This window comes from Lysinibacillus sp. S1, from assembly GCF_044986265.1.
Lineage (GTDB): Bacteria > Bacillota > Bacilli > Bacillales_A > Planococcaceae > Lysinibacillus > Lysinibacillus capsici.
On the sequence record NZ_CP173154.1, the window covers coordinates 900,173 to 920,081 of the forward strand.

At 39.6% G+C, this 19,909-nt stretch carries 19 protein-coding genes; 5 read left to right on the forward strand and 14 right to left on the reverse strand.

All coding sequences use genetic code 11. The features are described from left to right. Positions 1–5: 5 nt before the first annotated feature. The 8 genes from efeO to ACHZEU_RS04940 form a co-directional block, all read right to left on the reverse strand. On the reverse strand, positions 6–875 hold the full coding sequence (efeO, locus tag ACHZEU_RS04905) for an iron uptake system protein EfeO (RefSeq protein WP_048390316.1): 870 nt from the start codon (positions 873–875) through the stop codon (positions 6–8). Between the two features lie 162 nt (positions 876–1,037). Then, positions 1,038–2,237 (reverse strand): MFS transporter, encoded by a 1,200-nt coding sequence (locus ACHZEU_RS04910; RefSeq protein ID WP_054550885.1) that lies wholly within the window; start codon positions 2,235–2,237, stop codon positions 1,038–1,040. An 11-nt stretch (positions 2,238–2,248) separates the two neighbouring features. Further along, positions 2,249–2,668, reverse strand: coding sequence for a MarR family winged helix-turn-helix transcriptional regulator (locus ACHZEU_RS04915; protein ID WP_054550884.1), 420 nt, complete (start codon positions 2,666–2,668; stop codon positions 2,249–2,251). Between the two features lie 607 nt (positions 2,669–3,275). Next, on the reverse strand, positions 3,276–4,217 hold the full coding sequence (locus ACHZEU_RS04920; RefSeq protein WP_279494625.1) for an NERD domain-containing protein: 942 nt from the start codon (positions 4,215–4,217) through the stop codon (positions 3,276–3,278). 157 nt (positions 4,218–4,374) lie between these two features. After that, complete coding sequence (locus ACHZEU_RS04925) at positions 4,375–5,382, reverse strand: FecCD family ABC transporter permease (RefSeq protein WP_404804107.1); 1,008 nt, start codon at positions 5,380–5,382, stop codon at positions 4,375–4,377. Next, entirely contained in the window at positions 5,375–6,376 is a 1,002-nt protein-coding gene (locus ACHZEU_RS04930; protein WP_048390305.1) for an iron ABC transporter permease, read from the reverse strand. Before ACHZEU_RS04930 ends, ACHZEU_RS04925 begins: the two co-directional genes overlap by 8 nt. A gap of 23 nt (positions 6,377–6,399) precedes the next feature. Further along, on the reverse strand, positions 6,400–7,326 hold the full coding sequence (locus ACHZEU_RS04935; protein WP_048390303.1) for an iron-hydroxamate ABC transporter substrate-binding protein: 927 nt from the start codon (positions 7,324–7,326) through the stop codon (positions 6,400–6,402). A gap of 13 nt (positions 7,327–7,339) precedes the next feature. Beyond that, positions 7,340–8,128 (reverse strand): ABC transporter ATP-binding protein, encoded by a 789-nt coding sequence (locus ACHZEU_RS04940; protein ID WP_404804108.1) that lies wholly within the window; start codon positions 8,126–8,128, stop codon positions 7,340–7,342. Between the two features lie 147 nt (positions 8,129–8,275). On the opposite strand from ACHZEU_RS04940, the gene ACHZEU_RS04945 reads away from it, so the two are divergent. After that, positions 8,276–9,325: an NAD(P)/FAD-dependent oxidoreductase gene (locus ACHZEU_RS04945; RefSeq protein ID WP_404804109.1), complete on the forward strand. Its 1,050-nt coding sequence runs from the start codon at positions 8,276–8,278 to the stop codon at positions 9,323–9,325. Positions 9,326–9,375: 50 nt separating this feature from the next. On the opposite strand, the gene ACHZEU_RS04950 is transcribed toward ACHZEU_RS04945, so the two are convergent. Further along, positions 9,376–9,618 carry a hypothetical protein gene (locus tag ACHZEU_RS04950; protein ID WP_004229360.1) on the reverse strand — a complete coding sequence of 81 codons (243 nt, stop codon included), beginning with the start codon at positions 9,616–9,618 and terminating at the stop codon, positions 9,376–9,378. Between the two features lie 230 nt (positions 9,619–9,848). On the opposite strand from ACHZEU_RS04950, the gene ACHZEU_RS04955 reads away from it, so the two are divergent. The 4 genes from ACHZEU_RS04955 to ACHZEU_RS04970 all read left to right on the forward strand — a co-directional run bounded on the left by ACHZEU_RS04955 (position 9,849) and on the right by ACHZEU_RS04970 (position 13,468). Continuing rightward, positions 9,849–10,460, forward strand: a complete 612-nt coding sequence (locus ACHZEU_RS04955) for a class I SAM-dependent methyltransferase (protein WP_404804110.1) — start codon at positions 9,849–9,851, stop codon at positions 10,458–10,460. Between the two features lie 152 nt (positions 10,461–10,612). Next, positions 10,613–11,740 carry a DUF418 domain-containing protein gene (locus ACHZEU_RS04960; protein ID WP_404804111.1) on the forward strand — a complete coding sequence of 376 codons (1,128 nt, stop codon included), beginning with the start codon at positions 10,613–10,615 and terminating at the stop codon, positions 11,738–11,740. Between the two features lie 13 nt (positions 11,741–11,753). Beyond that, positions 11,754–12,866, forward strand: a complete 1,113-nt coding sequence (locus tag ACHZEU_RS04965) for a sensor histidine kinase (RefSeq protein WP_404804112.1) — start codon at positions 11,754–11,756, stop codon at positions 12,864–12,866. Then, positions 12,863–13,468: a response regulator transcription factor gene (locus ACHZEU_RS04970; RefSeq protein ID WP_004229368.1), complete on the forward strand. Its 606-nt coding sequence runs from the start codon at positions 12,863–12,865 to the stop codon at positions 13,466–13,468. Before ACHZEU_RS04965 ends, ACHZEU_RS04970 begins: the two co-directional genes overlap by 4 nt. A 110-nt stretch (positions 13,469–13,578) precedes the next feature. On the opposite strand, the gene ACHZEU_RS04975 is transcribed toward ACHZEU_RS04970, so the two are convergent. The 5 genes from ACHZEU_RS04975 to ACHZEU_RS04995 all read right to left on the reverse strand — a co-directional run bounded on the left by ACHZEU_RS04975 (position 13,579) and on the right by ACHZEU_RS04995 (position 19,885). Then, positions 13,579–14,661, reverse strand: coding sequence for a hypothetical protein (locus ACHZEU_RS04975; RefSeq protein ID WP_404804113.1), 1,083 nt, complete (start codon positions 14,659–14,661; stop codon positions 13,579–13,581). Between the two features lie 713 nt (positions 14,662–15,374). Then, positions 15,375–16,085, reverse strand: a complete 711-nt coding sequence (locus ACHZEU_RS04980; protein WP_404804114.1) for an ankyrin repeat domain-containing protein — start codon at positions 16,083–16,085, stop codon at positions 15,375–15,377. A gap of 115 nt (positions 16,086–16,200) precedes the next feature. Beyond that, on the reverse strand, positions 16,201–16,887 hold the full coding sequence (locus ACHZEU_RS04985) for a response regulator transcription factor (protein ID WP_048390285.1): 687 nt from the start codon (positions 16,885–16,887) through the stop codon (positions 16,201–16,203). After that, a complete protein-coding gene (locus ACHZEU_RS04990) occupies positions 16,865–18,343 on the reverse strand; it encodes a cell wall metabolism sensor histidine kinase WalK (protein ID WP_048390284.1) in 1,479 nt (492 codons plus the stop codon). Before ACHZEU_RS04990 ends, ACHZEU_RS04985 begins: the two co-directional genes overlap by 23 nt. A 180-nt stretch (positions 18,344–18,523) precedes the next feature. Beyond that, positions 18,524–19,885, reverse strand: coding sequence for a PepSY-associated TM helix domain-containing protein (locus tag ACHZEU_RS04995; RefSeq protein WP_404804115.1), 1,362 nt, complete (start codon positions 19,883–19,885; stop codon positions 18,524–18,526). Positions 19,886–19,909 lie beyond the last annotated feature (24 nt).

Sequence of the window (19,909 nt, forward strand, 5' to 3'; positions counted from 1 at the left end):
TATGTTCACTCCAAAATGATACCCATTTGACTTAATGGTTCTCCAAGCTGATTCACCGCTGCTGCCAGTGCTTTTGTGTTTTCCTCCGTTAATTCTTCGTAAGATATATAGCCACCATCAGCCGTTGTATGCTGTGCTAATAAATCGTCTACTGCTTTGAATTTTTCATCAAGTGTTGCCACTAATGTAGAATCTTTTGCTTCTAATTTTGAGCGTAAAATCTCAAAGATTTTTTCTGCGCCTTCAATATTTGCTTTAAAATCATAAAGGTCTGTATGAGAGTAAATTTCTTCCTCACCTGTAATTTTAGATGTTGATACTTCATTTAATAAATCTACTGCACCTGTAATCATTAAGTCAGGTGTCACTTCCACTGTTTGCACAAGCGCATGCAATTCCTTCGCATCTGCAAGAAGCTGATCTGCTACAGCCTCATAACCTTTTGTTGTATTTTCTTCCCAAAGCGCATACTCAAGCTTATGGTAGCCTGACCATTCTTCCTCACCCTTACCTTCTTCTTGAATATCTGCTAAACGTCCATCGATGCGAGGGTCAAGATCACCGAAGCTTTCCGCAATTGGCTCAGAGCGTTCAAAATACATACGTGCTGGTGCATACGCTGCCTTTGCCCCTTCAATATCGCCTGCTTTGAATAGGTTCACAAATTTCTCTGTATCTAGTAAAAATTGATCCATTTGCTCTAACGCAAATTGTTGATAGGCTGATAATTCAGAAGATAAATCCACCTCTTTTGTAGCTTGCTCCGCCTGTTCTGTTGCTGGCTTATCTTCTTTTTTTACTTCTTCTGTATTGCCACAGCCAGCCATTAAAATGCCTCCTGCTACTAATACCGACAAAAATGATTTGTTTTTCATACTTCGTACCTACTTCCGAATTTGTTTTATATTGTGATGATAATGATTATCATCATCTATTGCAACAACTATTTTTGTAAATAGAAAAAAACGTCATTTTTCAGTTATTCTTTACGAACAACTAGAAAAAAGACGTTTTTTCTACAATATAATGATTCTAATCTACAAAATTTTTGCTTGTTTCAAATTTTCATGTTTTCCATGTAAAAGGTAATAAAGCACAATCGACACTAAAATAACAAAGACCATCGAGAAGAAAATCGAGCTGTAGCCCATAGATGGTACAAATAAGCCTAAGAAATAAGGCCCGACACCTAAGCCTAAATCATAAAAAATAAAATACGTAGATGTCGCAAGTCCTAAACGCTCATTTGGTGTTACTTTGATGGCAATTGCCTGTGCCACCGAGTTGAAGTTTCCATAGCCAATCCCGATACAAGCGGCAGCGATTAAAAAGGCAATCGTAGTTGTTGCTGAGCTAAAGGCATACATGCCTATTGCAAACAACACTAAGCATGGATAGATAATGATATTTGCCCCTCTTGTATCAAGCAATTTCCCTGTAAATGGACGTGTAGCCAAAATGACAATAGCATAGATAATAAAGAAGTAGCTACCTGCTGATACTAAATCTAACTCCTTTGCATAAAACGTCATAAACGACATCACACCTGAATAAGCAAAGCCAATCACAAGTGCCACAAAGGCAATCGGTACTGCACGCATTTCAATAAAGTTCGTCACTTTAAACCCAGCCTTTACAGCTGTATCCTTTGCTTTTTTCGGTGCATCTGGCACGGTCACAATGTAATACATAAAGAAACAAATAATCGCTAACACAGAATCTACTGCAAAAATCATACGATAATCTGCAAATAGCTGTGTTAATAATATTCCAATAAATGGGCCAATGGCTGTGGCTAGAATAGCGCTTAAGCTATAATAACCAATCCCTTCTCCACGACGCTCAGCTGGTAAAATTTGTGCAATAATGGTACCTGTTGCTGTACTGGCAATCCCTAGTGCAATCCCCTGTACTAAACGATTGATCATCAGCAGCGGTAAATTGCCTGCTATAAAATAAGACATTGTTGATAACATAAATAATAATAGTCCACAAAATAATGTTTTTTTGCTACCCCAGTCTCCAATAATACGCCCTGTCCCAAGACGACCTAATAGTGTCCCGATAATAAAAATACTCGATACAAGCCCCGCTGTACTTGTAGAGGCATTAAAATGCTCCACCGCATATGCTGCTATCGTAACCATTAATAAATAAAAGATTAACGTAATGGTAAAATTAATAAGTGAGACAATTAAAAAATCTTTTGTCCATAGTTTCTTTCTGGTTGCTTCCACGTTGCTCTCTCCTATTGATTAATATTCATACAAATTCTTGCTAAAACCTGTGTCGCAATGTCAATATCTTGTTTTGGCACGCCTGCCAAAGCCTGCTCAAAAAATGGATTTAGATGCGACTTTATTTCCAGCACAAGCTCTTCCCCATGCTTTGATAGGTGTACCAGCTTTTCACGCTTATCCTTGCCCGTCATCGTTTCCACATAGCCTAGCTCCACAAGTTTATGTACAAGCTTCGTGACACTTGGCTTCTCTATAGACATGAAATTCGCGATATCTACAAATGAATGTGGACCCTTATCATTCAAGAAACGAAGCACTGCCCACTGTGAGCTATATAACTGATAGGGTTCAAGCTGCACATTCAGCTGATTAATAAACGGCCGATACATTAAGCGGTACTGATTAAAAAATTCCTGTTCAATTGTCACACTATCACTTCCTTTTATATTAGTTAGCCTAGCTAACTATATACCTAAAAACTCTATTTGTCTAGTAGGAAATAAGCGAAACATCGCTCTTGGGAGTGAGTGGTATCCTGCTCTATCCACTTAAACGAGGCGTATCCTCCACTTTCTCTGTTCTATCCATCACTTTGCGCGTTCTATCCGCTACTTTCCTTGTTCTATCCATCACTTTCAGCTTTCTATCCACCTACATGAAGCGTAACCTCCACTTTCTCTGCTCTATCCATCACTTTGCGCGTTCTATCCGCTACTTTCCTTGTTCTATCCGTCACTTTCAGCATTCTATCCACTTACACGAAGCGTATCCTCCACTTTCTCTGTTCTATCCATCACTTTGCGCGTTCTATCCGCTACTTTCCTTGTTCTATCCGTCACTTTCAGCACTCTATCCACTTACACGAAGCGTATCCTCCACTTTCTCTGTTCTATCCATCACTTCTCGCGGCCTATCCGCTACTTTCTCTATCTTATCCGTCACTTTCAGCATTCTATCCACCTACTTCAAGCGCCCTTTCTCTCTACAGCACTAAAAGCTACAATTCAGACCGCTTGAATTGTAACGCTTAGTTCGCTATTCCTTAATCCAATATTTCCGATGCTTTTTGACACCCTCCGCTTTCAAAGGGAGTTGTTGCATCAACTTGTACGCTAAATCGGGAGAGTCAATGCCAAAGAATTCGCGGAAGCTTCGATTGGTTACCTGCTGCCCGACTAGTAATCGATACTCTTCCAATGATCGTATCAAAGCATCTCGATCCACCAATCCACAACGAGGGCAAATCCATTTCTTATAGTGATATTTTAAACGTTGCCCCGAGCCACACTGTGGACATAGCACACCTTTCACTATTTCCTTGAACGGTACCTCTACCTCTTTTTTCAACTTAGTTTGCAGGGATAATAAAAGGTTGGCGAATCGCAAAAGGTCTACTCTTACTCTAGGTTGATGCCGCTCCATCCATTTTTGTAAATAAAATCGTAACCCTGCCACATGAAAGATAGGCAGCCCGTCAAATCCCTTTGTCAAAATACCATTTTTCGTTGCCAATACCACCGCATGCAAAACTGGTAAATCGATGCGTTCCTTCTGTAATAGCTTCTTCATCCATACTACATGCCGTTCCAGCTGAAGAAATGGATCCGTCATGCCTTCGACCGTATCATCTGCGATCGTACGTGTTAATTGAGCGAACGAAGCATCGTATGAAAGTTTGCCTGTAATATTTTTGATTTCTAGGATGAGTACAAAGTGAGGACAGAGAAAGACGGTGTCCATTTGATGGGTAGAACCGAAGTCATTCATTGTTTGAAAGTCATGAAGAAAATAGTGGGGGAATGGTAAATCAAGTTCAAGCCATTTTGCATCAACGAACTGTTCACCAGCGAATCCTGCTTGTAGGCGCCTTAAATGCTCACAATATAATGTGTATTTACTATGGGATATAGGAAGTCTTTGTACAAGTGCCTCTAGCATCTTTTGCGTCTCTGATGTTTGACGTTCTAATAAAATCATCTAATCACCTCCTGCCATGATTATATAAAAAAAGAACCTCAATGAATGAGGTTCCTAAAAACTTACCATATAAAATGCCTAAAATAAAAATCCCCCTATTTTCGCTAGAACAAAAGACTTTTCTTTCGAGCATCATTCAATTTTAATTAGTACTTTTCTAGACATTCTTCCGTAATAAATATAGAAAATAAGGTGCGCCAATAAATGCAACAACAATCCCAGCAGGAACCGTTGCACTTGCAATAGCAACACGTCCAATGGTATCAGCAAGCATTAGCAAGCTTGCGCCAATGAATAGCGTCAGTGGTAAAAAGAATTGGTAGCGTGGACCAACGAGCTGTTTTGCAATAGGGGGAGCCATCAAACCGATGAAGGCTACTCCCCCTGTTACGGATACCGCGGCAGCCGCTAGTGCAACCGCAACAATTAATAATCGGAAACGTTCTCGCCCAATGTTCATACCAAGTCCGACTGCTGTTTGCTCCGTCATGGCCAAGACATTTAAAACGTTGGCTTTATAGAAAATGTAAGGGATGCCCAGTACAAGCCAAGGCATTAGCGCCCAGAAAAATGGCCAATCTGTGCCCCATACATTTCCGGCTAGCCATTGTGCAATAAATTGTACATCGCTCCGCTCAGCCGAGGATATTAATACCATCATGACCCCTGATAAGGCTGATGCTACGCCTACCCCTACTAAAATAAATTGTACGGGATGGACACCCTTATTACGCTGATAAGAGAAAAAGTAAATACCCAGTGCTGTCACTAAGGCACTACAAAAGCCGACAATCGGTAAAATATAGGCAAAGTGAGGAAGGTCGCCATCTACTAGCAAATAAAAGACAGTAATCCCAACACCTGCGCCAGCACTGATACCTATAATTCCTGGGTCTGCTAAATCATTGCGGGTTACGCCCTGTAATACGGCCCCTGCCAGTGCTAATGCCATACCCGCAGCCGCTAGCACAAACATTCTAGGTAAACGGACTGAAAAGAGTACAAAGGACTCTTTAAAACTACCATCGCCCAGTAAGGTTGGAAGAATTCGGTCAATAGAAACCGAAGCAGCACCTAATGAAATCCCTAAAATAAATATGAACAAGGTTACCACAAGCCATATGAGTAACCATTTACGCTGTTTTTTGCGACCTTCTTTAAACAAATTGACGTCCTCCCTTCCGCACTAATAATAGGAAGAATGGAAGACCTAAAATCGAAATAATAGCGACAACTGGCGTTTCATAAGGTGCGTTAATCATGCGCCCTGCGAAATCAGCCAACACCATAAACCAGCCACCAACAATGGCACTCATCGGTAAGACAAAACGATAGTCTGTCCCAACAAACGCGCGGACAATATGCGGTACCATTAAGCCAACGAAAGCTAGATTTCCGACTAGGGCCACAGCAGAGCCAGCCAGAATAACCACAACGAACATCATTACACCCTTTACGAGCGTAGTATTTTGTCCGACACCCACTGCTACTTCTTCATTTAAGCTTAAAATCGTTAATTGACGACTAAAAGCAAATGAAAGCAGTAAGCCAATAATAATAACGGGTACGATCAATAATGCCTGCCATGTTGTGCCAATGAAACCGCCACTTGTCCACATCGAAACATCTTTGGAAATTTGAAATAAAATGCCCGTCCCTTCAGCGATTGCCTGTAATAATGCTGTGACAGCCGCACCAGCTAAAACAAGCTTTAAAGGGGAAAAGCCTTTTTTAGTAGAAGCACCAATCCCATAAACTAACATCATACCGATTCCCGCCCCAACAAAGCAGGCTAAAATTAACGTATAATACGAGAATTTAGGGATAAATGCCATTGTTAAAGCAAGGGCAGCATTTGCCCCTGCCGTTAAACCAAGCAGCCCTGGATCAGCTAATGGGTTCCGTGTAACACCTTGCATAATCGCCCCAGCGACTGCGAGGGCACTCCCAACAAAAATAGCTGCAATGATACGAGGAAATCGAATTTCACGTAAAATCGTGTAATGTTTACCTCCACTTTGTCCGACAATTGCTTGAAAGACATCTTGAATGCTTGTATTCGCTGCCCCTAAGCACAGCGAGATACTGGCAGTACCAATTAATACAAGCAATGCAAGCAATACCTGAAGCCAAAATGGAAGCTTTCGAAACTTTGTCATTCGCCTTCGCTACTCTCTACTAATTATTGTAAAAATTTCTCTTCAAAGAACTTCAGTTGATGTTCTAATGTGATAGGGTCATTGAAATAAAAGGCATTTGCATTCACTTCAAATAAATGACCATTTTTCACTGCTTCTAAATCTTTAAACCATGCTGCATCTGTAAAGGAATTATCTTGATCTTGGAACATACTGAAGATCACATAGTCACCTGCATATTCCCCTAAAACTTCTTGAGAAATAGCATAGTAGCCAGGCTCTAACGCTGTTTCTTTTACTTTCTCAGGCATTTTCAAGCCCATTTCTTGATATAAAATCTCTGTTCCACGACCCCAGTTATCGCCATAAATATAGAACTGTTTATTAAAGTTCTCTGCTACTGTTACAGTCGCATCTTCACCGATTTTTTCTTTAATCTTTTTACCAGCTTCTGCTGCACGTGTTTTAAAATCTTCTACCCAAGCAGTTGCTTCTTTTTCTTTATTCACCACTTTACCGATTTCGATGAACTGCTGTAAATAGTCTACTTTTCCATACGTAAATAATACAGTTGGCGCGATTTCTGCTAATTTATCAGCATTTTCAATACCATTTAAGCCAATAATTAAATCTGGTTCTAGCTCAAGAATTTTTTCAATATCTGTATTTTCAACTACAACAGCATCTTTAATCGCATCTTCGAAGTTGGGATTTTTTGCTGCCCATGCATCCACACCAACAACATTTACATCAAGCTGTAATAAGCTTCCTACAAAAGAAGATAGTACAACAACACGTTTCGGATTTGCTGGTACTTCTACAGGACCTGACTCTGATTGATATGTGATTGTTTCTGTTGAAGCTTCCTCTTTTGAGCCTTCATCAGCCTTCTCTGTTTTTTCTTCCTTACTGCCACATGCTGCAAGTACTAGCACAAGCATCATAAACATTGGTAATAGCCACTTTTTCATTGTTATTCTCCTTTTAAATGGTTTGTAATAAGTCATATGTAATGCACATTGGTTTGTTCGTTCGTGGATCTTTGCCAATAACTGCATCTATATTAAATACTTTTTTCAATACTTCTGGAACCATCACTTCTTCAGCCGTTCCGAATTTTACAAGCTCACCTTGTGAAAGCGCTACAATATAATCTGAAAAACGTGCCGCTTGATTTAAATCATGGAGGACCATGACAATCGTGCGCCCCTGTTCTTCATTCAGCCTGTAAAGTAGCTCTAAAACTTCTAGCTGATGAGCCATATCTAAATAAGTTGTCGGTTCATCTAAAAAGATAATGTCGGTTTCTTGGGCCAAGGCCATCGCAATCCATACGCGCTGACGTTGTCCACCAGATAAAGCATCTACAGATTGTAAACGGAATTCTTCTGTTTTGGTTACCTGTAAAGCCCAGCCAATAACTTCTTTATCTTTTTGTGATAAATTCCCGAAGCCCTTTTGATAAGGAAATCGACCGTAGGATACAAGCTCTTCCACTGTTAAACCATGTGCACTTTCTGGACTCTGTGGTAAGATTGCCAGTTCTTTTGCTAATTCTTTTGTTTTCATCTTGGAAATATTTTGACCATCTAATATGACCTGTCCACTCTCATGCTTTAAAATCCGTGTGATAGCTTTTAACAAGGTTGATTTTCCACAACCATTTGAACCAATGATTGTGGTGATTTTGCCATCAGGAATTTGCAGCGATAAGTCATGCACAATCGTTTTATTCTCATAACCAACACGAATCGATTCAACTTCTAAACGCAAATCGGACCCTCACTTTCTTTTTACTTCTTTCCATGCTATGATATTCAAAGCTAAAAATGATAATCATTATCACTAGAATTAGTCTAGTTACCTGATAAGATTTTGTCAATTACTTTTTTACTATTTGTTAAGGATGTGGCAATAAAAATGCAGCATGTGTATGATGTGACAATTATTGGCGGTGGCCCAGCTGGCTTATATAGTGCCTTTTATAGTGGTTTACGGGGTTTAAAAACAAAATTATTAGAAAGTCAACCACAGCTTGGCGGTAAAGTATTACTTTATCCTGAAAAGCTGATATGGGATATTGGGGGACATCCTCCCGTTTTGGGTGAACAATTTGTTAAACAATTAATCGAGCAAGCCAAAACATTTGATCCTACAATTTTGACAGGTACAAAAGTAGATTTAATTGAACGTCACAATGATATTTTTGTCATTCATACAGCAGCAGGTGAAAAGCATTATTCTAAAACGGTACTGTTAGCTGTAGGTGGCGGCATTATTAGCCCTCAAAAGATAACACTTGAGGGCGCTGAAAAATATGAAATGTCCAATCTACATTACACTGTGCAATCGTATAAACGTTTTGTCGATAAGGATATCATGATCTCAGGCGGTGGTAATGCAGCCATCGATTGGGCTGTTGAATTAAGTCCGATTGCGAAAAGCGTAACGGTTGTTTACCGCAAAGAGAATCTATCAGCACATGAAGCCACTGTACAGGAAGCACTGGATGCAGGTGTGCGCATTGAGTGTAATACAACGATTACAAAGCTTTCCGCAAATATTGATAAAACGGCTATTCAATTAGTCACATGTGAGAATACGATCACGAAGCAAAGTTATACGCGTCAAATCGATGAGGTAATCGTCAGTCATGGCTATAATCGTGAGGCGTCTCTTGCATTTGATGAGGCCATTGCCATTCCGAAAAAGGATGATTATTATGTTGAAGGAAAGGCAACAGGTGAAACAGCACAGCCAGGTATTTTTGCAGCAGGTGATATTTTATCATTTGATGGAAAAATTAATTTGCTACTTGGCACATTCCAAGATGCCGCCAATGCAGTCAATTCTATTAAAACGTATTTAGAACCAACTGCCTATCGTCATGGCATGGTGTCCTCTCATAATGAGCTATTTAAAGAGAAAAATCGCTCTATTATTGAAAAGCAATTTGCACCAGCCCATTAAACCTAAATATAACCCTCTTAAGAGCCTGATCTTAAGAGGGTTTCTAGTTTTTATCTAAATAAACTTAATAACGCTCCCATCTGTCTCAACATATTTACTCCATTTGTAATCGTCCCAGCATGCCCCATAATTGTATTTAAATGATCTGGTAAATTTCCTAATCTAGGACCTTGCTGTTGTTGATTGGGAGAATAGTATGGTTGCACCATCCTACCTCGAAAAGGTGGGCCAAAATATTGCCTATTGTTTGGCGGATATGGACCTCTTCTAGCATTCGGCTGAAAATATGGCATTTATACACCCCCTATCTGAAAGCTTCTAACTAGTATATGTAAAAATTTTTATAGCGAATTAGACTTTTGAAGAAGAGGTTAAAAATAATAAGGGAACCATACTAGTTTCCCTGTCATACTATAAGAGAAAAGAAGGTGGTACTATACAAGACTCTCATTATCTTACCTTTTTAGCTAAGTTCGGGGTCGGAGGCGCACATCCTGGGGGCATTAATCTATCAAAGGCTGTTTTGCAAGCGGAGAATATCGAGCAAAACACACATATTTTAGATGTGGGATGTGGTACAGGGCAAACGGCTGCTTATTTAGCATCTTCCTATCAAGCAAACGTCACAGGTCTCGATATTCAGCCCATCATGATAGAAAAGGCTCGTCAGCGAATGCATAAAGCGCGTCTACCTGTTAAACTTCTGCAAGGCTCTATTGAACAAACCTCGTTAGCGAACGAGACATTTGACTTGATTCTAGCTGAGTCGGTTCTGGCCTTTGTTAATTTGCAGCAGGCTTTTCAGGAAATTTATCGTTTATTGAAAAAAGGTGGCCGCTTCATTGCTATCGAATTTACCATTCCTCAAACACTTCGTACCGAACTTGCAGACGACCTCCAACAATTTTACGGCTTTCAGTCTCTCCTCAGGAAAAAGGATTGGGTAAGACTACTGCAACAGGCTGGTTTTTATGATATCCATATACAAAAAAACAAATCCATCTCATCCAAGCCTGAATTTCAAGTTTCCACAGATATGGAATCCGAATTCTATAAAATCATGGATCAGCATATTGCCATGAATGAAAAATACGAAGACATTTTAGACTATCGCATCTATACCTGTACAAAATAATGAGCCGGCAGCAAAAGCGTTGCTGGTTTTTGTGCTGGCACAGCATACTTTATGACACCTGTCATCAAGATTCTTTGACTGGTGTGAATAGGTTTTCTCTTGAAATTTTCTTATCCTTAAGGTAAGAAAACAAAGAAAGAGTGATCGAACTTATGCAAACACAACAAAGACTTCCCTTTATCGATATGTTAAGAGGCTTTGCCGTCTTAGGAACGCTTGGCACAAATATTTGGATTTTTGCTTATCTTGGTGATTTATCGTATATAACAACAAGTGATTATTCTGGTTGGTGGTCCTTCAATGATTTTTTACGTATGGTCGTATTATTTTTCGTTAATGGCAAGCTGCTTGGGTTGTTAACAATTATGTTTGGAGTAGGCCTGCAATTAAAATATCAGCAAGCCTTACGGAGAGGTACAGTCTGGCCAGGAGTGTACTTGTGGACTATCGTCTTCTTAGGGTTAGAGGGGCTACTGCACTACACGCTTGTGATGGAGTATGATATTTTAATGAGCTATGCTGTCACAGCATTCATCGTCGCTTTTATTGTACGTTTGGGTGATAAGGTCATGACAGGAGCCTTTTATTTTTTTGGTGGCTTTCACATTCTAATGATTCTACTTATTTTTATCAGTACCTTACAAGGAGCTGGTGTTTCATTAAATGGTATGGCATCCGTTTCTGAGCTCTATGAACATGGCACATGGTTTGCGCAGGTGCAGCATCGTCTCACAAATTTTTTATTTTATCGCTCAGAAGCTATATTTATTATCCCGATGAATGTCTTTTTATTTTTACTTGGCGTGAAGTTCATGCGTAATGAGGTATTTTCACCAACAGACAAAGGACGTCAAACTCGACAAAAGCTCTTTAATATCGGTGTATTCGTTGGCTTTCCTATCAATCTGCTTATTTTTATTCCTGGTGGGCTTTTTGATTTACCTGTTCGCTATCTTTGTGCCCCTCTTCTATCCATTGGCTATATTGGAATTTTAGGTAAACTGGTAGAATATAAGAGGCTAGACTGGCTTTGGCAGCGCTTTGCTCATGTTGGTAAAATGTCTTTAAGCTGCTATGTCCTCCAAAACGTGCTTGCGTCGATTATTTTTTATGGCTGGGGGCTTGGCTTAGGTGGGCAAGTCAATAGCTTCACTGTCATTGGTATTTGGCTATCTCTATCAATCTTACAACTTGTTATAGCGTTCGCTTGGTTACAGAAATTTCAAATGGGCCCTATGGAATGGATTCGTAAAAAAGCCCTTCAAGCGATGACACAGTAATCAGCAACAAAGGATGGTGCTAGTAATAAAAATATATCCTAGAGAACAAATTAAGCATTATTTAATCATTGATGCAGCTTCTGTCATTTTCCTATTCGCATTAGTATTAGGGTCTCATTCCCTTCCCTTAGCTATGAAAATAACAGTGCTCCTTTTATACCTAATAGCCTTCTACATTGCTTTATGGCATCGAGATTGGAGGCTACTTACTGCATCTCTAGTAGCCTTTGTCCTTATCACCTTACTTAGCATAATTGTCGATCCTTTTATGCTTATTTTTGGCTTTACCTTTGCCGACTTACTAGGACGTGCAAAATCAAAATGGCATATTGCCTGTGGGATTGTAGCCATCGCTGTCATGTTTTTGACGGTTTTGTACATGACAACAGATTCCCTTTTACCAAAGGAATCACAGGTACTAGTACCGATTATGATGTTTCAACTGGTGCTCCCGATTCTCATTTATTTTGTGGAAAAGTCGAAAAATCTGCAAGCTGAGCTGGCAGACGTAAATACACAGCTTGTTCAGCAAGAGGAACGACAACGGATCGCTAGAGACCTTCATGATACAATTGGCCATACGCTCACAATGATTAAAGTAAAAACCGAACTTACGACCAAACTGATTGACCGAGATCCTTCAAGCGTGAAGCCTGAGCTACATGACATATTAGCCACTACCCGTACCGCCTTAAAACAAGTACGTGAGCTTGTGTCTGATATGAATTTTATTTCTTTGCAAACGGAGCTTATTCATTGCCAACAGCTTTTACAAAGCGCGAATATTACGACAACCCTTGACAATCAATGTCCTCAAATCGTACTTTCTAGTGTGGAGGAAACGATGCTTGCTCTATGTGTACGAGAGACAACTACGAATATTCTCAAGCATAGTCAGGCAAAAAAATGTCATTTCGCCATTCAATGTTGTGCTGGACACTATACACTTGTGATGAAAGACGATGGCATCGGTTTACAGTCACAAGGACGTGGGAATGGCATACACTCCATAAAAGAAAGAATGCATATGCTGCAAGGCTTTGCCCTGATTGAAAGTGACACACCAGTAGGCACCAGCGTCACCCTCACTCTACCAATTCAAGATGGAAAGGAGCCTCTAAGATGATACGTGTATTACTAGCAGAAGACCAACAAATGTTACGTGGTGCCCTAACTTCGCTACTAGCGTTTGAGCCTGATATTGAGGTCATAGCTGAGGTGGCAGATGGACAACAAGCATGGGAATTGATCCAGCAGGAGCCACCAGATATTTGCCTAGTCGATATTGAAATGCCCCATCTATCAGGGCTTGAGCTTGCTGAAAAAATTAAACAAGCCAACCTCCCTTGCAAGGTAATGATTGTAACAACCTTTGCACGCCCTGGTTATTTGCAGAAGGCAATGGATTGCGAGGTACACGGCTATCTATTGAAAGATGAACCCATCGATTATTTAATTGCTACTATTCGAAAAATCATGCAAGGAGAAAAGGTGGTCAGCAAGGATTTAGCCGCCTCCTTATTTATGAAGGAGCAAAACCCTTTAAATGAACGAGAAATTGCGGTGCTTCAGCTAGTCAAAAAAGGCTTGACCACAAACGAAATCAGTAAGCAGTTATTTTTAACGAAGGGCACGATTCGCAATTATTTATCTACCTCTATTCAAAAGCTACAAGTTGAATCTAGACAGCAAGCCGCTCAGGTAGCAGGTGAAAAAGGCTGGCTATAAAAAAAATCTCSCCACAGCTGWAACGAGATTTTTACAATGTTAGAATAAAATACGTTCCATTTATTAAGCTTCAAATGACAGATTCATTATTTTATTAAGCAAAAGAACGTTTATTTGCCTTTTATAACTAAATCTGTTGCTATAGACCAGTTGTTTAATGGGATTACAGTATAGCTGACATTTGCTTTCAACGTACCACCATTCGTTAGATCAAAAATGCCCACAGTACCTTTACGTGATGAATAACGATATTGTGCTTGCAATGTACTCCCATCACTGCCTTTTAACGCTACACTTCGGCCAGCAAGTAAATCAGATTGCGGATCGTTTCTTAATTGTAATTCAAAGGATTTTTCMTCCATTGCTTTTGCTGTTTGCAGAGTGATTGGCGCGATTTCTTTCGCTACAAAGCTCCTTACMTCTATTTCCGCCCATTKTGCGTACACACGGTAAGTCACACCTGGTTTTAAAACCTTGCCAGCAGGGAGTCTAAATTGAGGAGCCTGTCTGCCATCAGCTGCTTGTGTAAATGGTACATAATTAGCAACAAACTCTTCTCCCTCACTTGTTCTCACCGTCACATAGCGATCACGTAAGGAAGAAATAACATCAAAGCGTTTGCCGCTAGCATCTCGATTATGACCATCTAAGCTAAATGCTAAATCTCCACGGCCTGCGCGATAGGCTTCAATAATATTAGCATAATCTACTACGCCATCCTCCTGAAAGGATTCCAATGTAAATGTATCATTTGTGACTTGCTCCACATTGCGTACATATACCTTTTCATCTGTGCCCTCAAAAACTTTATTGCGTTGCTCTTTATAGCTCAATGTATAGATAAAATCATCTTCTTGGAATGTTGTTGGTACAATATATGTACTCTTAGAGCCTGTCATTAAGCGTGGCACATTGACAATCTCTAAATCTCCATTAAACGTAAAATGTTTTTTTATAGCATCTAAATGATTTAGGTCTACATCAGCTGCTGCTAATGGCTGATTAAATGTAATTTGTAGTGTCATTGTATTTAATGGCTTGATGTTTGTAATTTTAGCTACTTGCTCGTTTTCCGCTACTACTGCTTTATTGCTTGCCGCATCTGCATTTAATGGCTCGCCTATGGTTACTAGACCTGCTGATACTACGGATAAAGCCAATGCTGCTGGGACAATACGTTTTCTTAATTTCATTTGTTGAACTCTCCTTTATGGTGTAATTTGGTTTACAAAATTTATCATAAAGTCCAAATCTAAACTGCTAATAAATAAACTATTAAAAAAGAATTAAAAAATAGGAAAAATAATTTAAGAACAAAAAACTGTAGAGAGCTGTCTCTACAGTTTGCATGTTGTTGAAAAAAGATGATGTCAACGCCAGAAAAAGCAACTTTGCAAGTCGAGGGGTTGATTTCCGTTACGCCAGCGTCCTTTCCAGGGGGCGTCCGATGAGCCGCTTCACTCACTTACGTTCGCTCCAGGGTCTCCTCTTGACGCTAAATCCCCTAGGAGTGACGCTGGCTCCACTCCAATCAACCATTCTGCAAAGTGTCTTTACTTTTTTATAGTAACAAATCGTCCATTAACTGTATTCTTAGAGGGGATAAGTTCTTATTTTCAATGTGGAGAAGTGAAGCATGACAACACTTCATAAAGAGTAGTGAACACCTTCACTTTATTTGAAAATCTTTGCTAATAAGTTAGTGGGTTGAAGTGGAAGGCTGCTTGACTCCCGTGGGATAGCAAGACAGGCGAAACTCTAAACGGAGCGGTAGCGGAGGAAGCGATTCGGCGCTCGCCCACAGGAAAGCAAGTAGCCTGCAACGGAAATCCATTTCTACCTTTCAATTGACTGTTTTGTTTTTCAACACTAAGAAAACTGTAGAGAGCCGTCTCTACAGTTTGGGTTACTTTGCGCCTGCTGCAAGTAGAATTTGTTCGATTGCTTTAAATCCTCGTTGTTTTGCATGTTGCAGAGGTGTCACGTTATTTTGATCGGGAATATTTACATCAGCACCATGTTCAATTAGTCGTTGTATTACGGTTTGCTGTGTTGGATTGCCGTTATTTAAGACAATCGCCTCCATTAGGGCTGTCCAGCCTAAATGATTCACATGATTGACGTCAATATCGGTATTGCTCAATAGCTCCTCGATGACCTCCACATGACCATGCTCTGCTGCTGGTATGAGTGCTGTTCCCCCATATCGATTTAAAATAGTCGGATCAGCACCAGCTTGAATGGTCATCTTTAAAATAGTCAGATAGCCCTCCGCACCTGCATAGAGAAATGGCGAATTTTGCTGATTATCCTGAATATTAACATCTGCTCCTGCATCTATTAATAATTTAACTGCCTCAATATCCTGATTATAGGTAGCTATCATCAAAGCTGTTCGATTATTTGAATCTTGTACATTGATGTCCCCTTTTTGTTTCAAAGCATGTTGAAGCCCATCGATATCTCCCCTTTCAGCTGCCTTGAGCAACTCACTCGCCCATTCTGTTCCCACCACTTCACTCCCACCTTTATCATGCTGTATTGTTTCTGTATCAATTGAGGCACACCCTTGAAGTAAAAATGTTAATGCAATGATAACTGCCTGCCTTTTTTTCAATTTTAATACACCGCCTTTCCCTCCTCAGTGTAAGCGGTAATGCTAAATTGCCCATTAACGAATTCTTAAAAAAGTCTAAAAAAACTACCCCGCCACAAGGACGAGGTAGTTTTACTTAAACATTGAAGCGATAGCCTGCACCCCATACTGTTTCCAAAAACTTGGGATGCGCTGGCTCTCGTTCAATTTTTTCACGTAGCTTTCGTATATGAACAGTGACAGTCGAAACGTCTGCAGCTGATTCATAGCCCCAGTTTCGCTCATATAGCTGTTCCTTACTTAATACTTGATTGGGGTGTCTAACAAAAAAGACAAGTAAATCAAATTCCTTCGTTGTAAAGGCAATCTCCTCACCATTAACAAACACCTTTCTAGCCGAAGTATCGATTGTAATACCATGAATGGACATCATATGATTTGTTTGTTGATGGGTCGCCAGACGCTCATATCTCGACAAATGGGCCTTGACCCTTGCCACTAATTCACTCGGACTAAATGGTTTTGTAATATAATCATCCGCCCCTAGTCCAAGACCACGAATTTTATCAATATCCTCCTTTTTAGCTGAAACAAATAAAATGGGAATATTGTGTACCGCTCGAATCTGTTTACAAATGTCAAAGCCACTTATCCCTGGTAGCATAATATCCAAAATGATTAAATCATAATTACCTTTAAGTGCCTGCTGTAGCCCATCCTCTCCATGATGTTGGATATCTACTGTAAAGCCATTAATCTCTAAATAATCTCGTTGAAGCTCAGCTATGCTCACTTCGTCTTCAATTAGCAGAATTTTTTTCATGATGATTCACCTTCTCCTCAGCCTTTTTCAATGAAATGAATATGCTTGTCCCCTTTGCTAATTCACTCTTTGCCCAAATATCGCCACCCATTTCAACAACGATTTGTTTGGCAATGGCTAACCCTAAGCCACTGCCTCCTGTTTGCGAATTACGTGAAGGCTCCGCACGGTAAAATCGATCAAAAATATAGGGCAATGCGACAGGATCAATGCCTGCACCATTATCTGTTACCTGAATAATCGCATCCTCTGCTCGCTCATGCAAGGAAATAATGATTTGCTTATATGGCTTATCCATATATTTTTCGCTATTACTTAAAAGGTTCGTCAGGACACGTCTTAATTTATCTCGGTCCACCATTGCCAAAAGCGGCGAGCCTGCTGATAGATATTGTAAATGAATATCTCGTGCAATAAAATCAAAGCTTGCATCCTCTACATAATCATGCATATATTGGTGGAGATTGATGCTTTCCAATTGGAAGGGAATCTTTTTTAAATCCAATTTAGAAAATAAGAATAGCTCATCAATTAATACATCCATATCCTTTGCCTTTGTATAGATAGTTGTTAAATATTTATCCATCTTTTCCTCTGTATTTGCCACACCATCTTTAATGCCCTCCACATAGCCGATAATGGAAGTCATCGGCGTTTTTAAATCATGGGAGATATTGGAGATGAGCTCCTTTCGATTTTCCTCATATTGAAGCTGAAGCTGGATGGATTCTTTTAATTTGACTCTCATTTCCTCGAATGACCGATTCAGCTGACCAATTTCATCCTTCGAGTGGGTTGCAATTTCAAAATCCAAGTCGCCCGATTTAATTCGTTCTGCCCCTTCCTTTAATGCCGAAATCGGTTTAATAATACTTCTTGATACTAAATAATTTAAAAAGCCAATGATCATCATAAACAGGACAAATAAAATACCTAAAAGAATCGGTAGCAGTTCCCTCGTTACCTCTGCATGGGAACTAACCTCTCTCAATACGAAAATACTGCCCTCTGTTTGATCTGGAAAATAAAAATCAAATTTAACATACGTATAAAAGGCTCGATTTATCATGATGGTGTCACGAGAATTAATATTGGTCGCTTCAAAGCTAGGTAAGCTTTGAAGCAATAATTGTTTATGCTCTTTTTGTGTTGAATACACGATTTGATGATCTTTTCGTACCACAATCTCTATCGAAGGCGCATTGATTTGTTCAAGCTGTTCGAGATCTAAAAGCTGCTGGGGACTTTTTTTAGCTAGTAATTTTAAATCTAGAAACGCATTTTCCTCTACTGTCGTCAAAGGCTTTTGGACATAAGATTTTTTATAAAAATGCTCAATCGCTTTGACATCACCTGTAATGGCAAAGGAAAAAAGAAAAACCGCTGCTAGTAATAGTGTGATGGCAATGATGATGACACCCACATAAGATAGCAAAAACCTTGTTTTTATTGACATCTACATACCCCCCATAAGCTGAAACTACTAGCAATGTACCATACAAATCTTAAAACTTTATAAAATCATGCTGAAAAATCTATAAACATTTTTGCCGCTTCAGTATAGTATTGCGTTCCTATAAATGAAATAAACAAAAAAAGATACGGCACAAACCCGCTGTGCCGTATCATCTTTGCTTTATTTAGTTTCTTGTGCTCTTAGCTTCTTCTTTGTTTGCCAACCTAAAAGGATAAATTCAATTACTACCACAGCGATTAATGACGCACCAAATAGCGGCATCATAATCCCTAATATGACAAGGAAAATGATGAATGGCATGGATATTTTATGAGAAATTTGCGGTGGTGCAGACAGCTCCCCTTTTTTTCTACGTAAAATCCAAGTGCGAATGCCCCACACGATTACGGCTAAAAAGGCTAGACAAACCACTAAGTTTAAAAGCTTATTCGGCCAGCCGAATAAATGCCCCTCATGTAATGGTATTCCCCATGTAAAGAATTTAGCTAATGGGCCATAATCGTCATAATTTACTTGATCGATAAACTTGCCACTATACTGATCAAAATACATTGTGGCTTCCGCTGTAGGTTTTACATCTAGCCCTGTTACACCAGAATTACTAGCCTTCGCCACTGTATAGACGCCCTCACCGTTTGACGGATAAATTATAGAGTAAGGCTTAGCAATGTTCATCGAATTGATTTCTTTTTCAAGCTGAGCAATCGTCATTTGGCTATCGTTCGTATAACGGACAGCTCCACCGCCATGATGTTGGGCATGTTCTCCTTCTGATGTCGGTGCCTCTAATTGACGAGTGGCCCATGGTATTTCAGAGACATCAGATGTTGGTGGCTTTTGTTGGAGTAATGGATACCCAAAAGTAGGATTTTCTGACACTATATCTGCAAGCATGGAACCTTGAAAAGCAGACCATAATAGCCCAGTCGAAATGAACATCACCATTGGAATGGTAATGATTGTCCCAACAAGTGCATGCAATCTCTTACTTTTTTGCCTCTTATTCTCCGACTTGCCCTTCTTTAGGAGATTTCCTTTGAATGTCATATAAAGACCTGACAGTAATAAAAAGATCGTCCAACAAGCTGCTAGCTCTACTAAATAGTTTACAAAGGTACCACCAATAAAGAGGGAGCTATGCGTATTTCTCATAATATTTGAAAATGTATAATCGGCGTCCTGACTACCAACCATTTGATTGTGATCATCTAAAAATACGTACTTTTGTTTAGTGCCATTTGATAAAGTTAAACGCGTATTATATGGCTCCTCCAACATAATCACTTTCGTAGTAGAGTATCCTGCAAATGCCGACTCCGCTTTTTCCACGGCATCATCAATTGTTAAGACCTCTTCCTTATGGCTCTCACCAAAGAAATAATCGTCATATAATCGATTTTCTACATCTGTAAAAAACAAATAACCAATCCCACTTAATGTGAGAGACAGCAATAAAGGCGTAATAAAAAGTGCTGCGAAAAAATGAAGTCGCCAAAACCTAGAATAAAGCAAATTTTTCATATTTAATCTCCAATCTCTCTATTT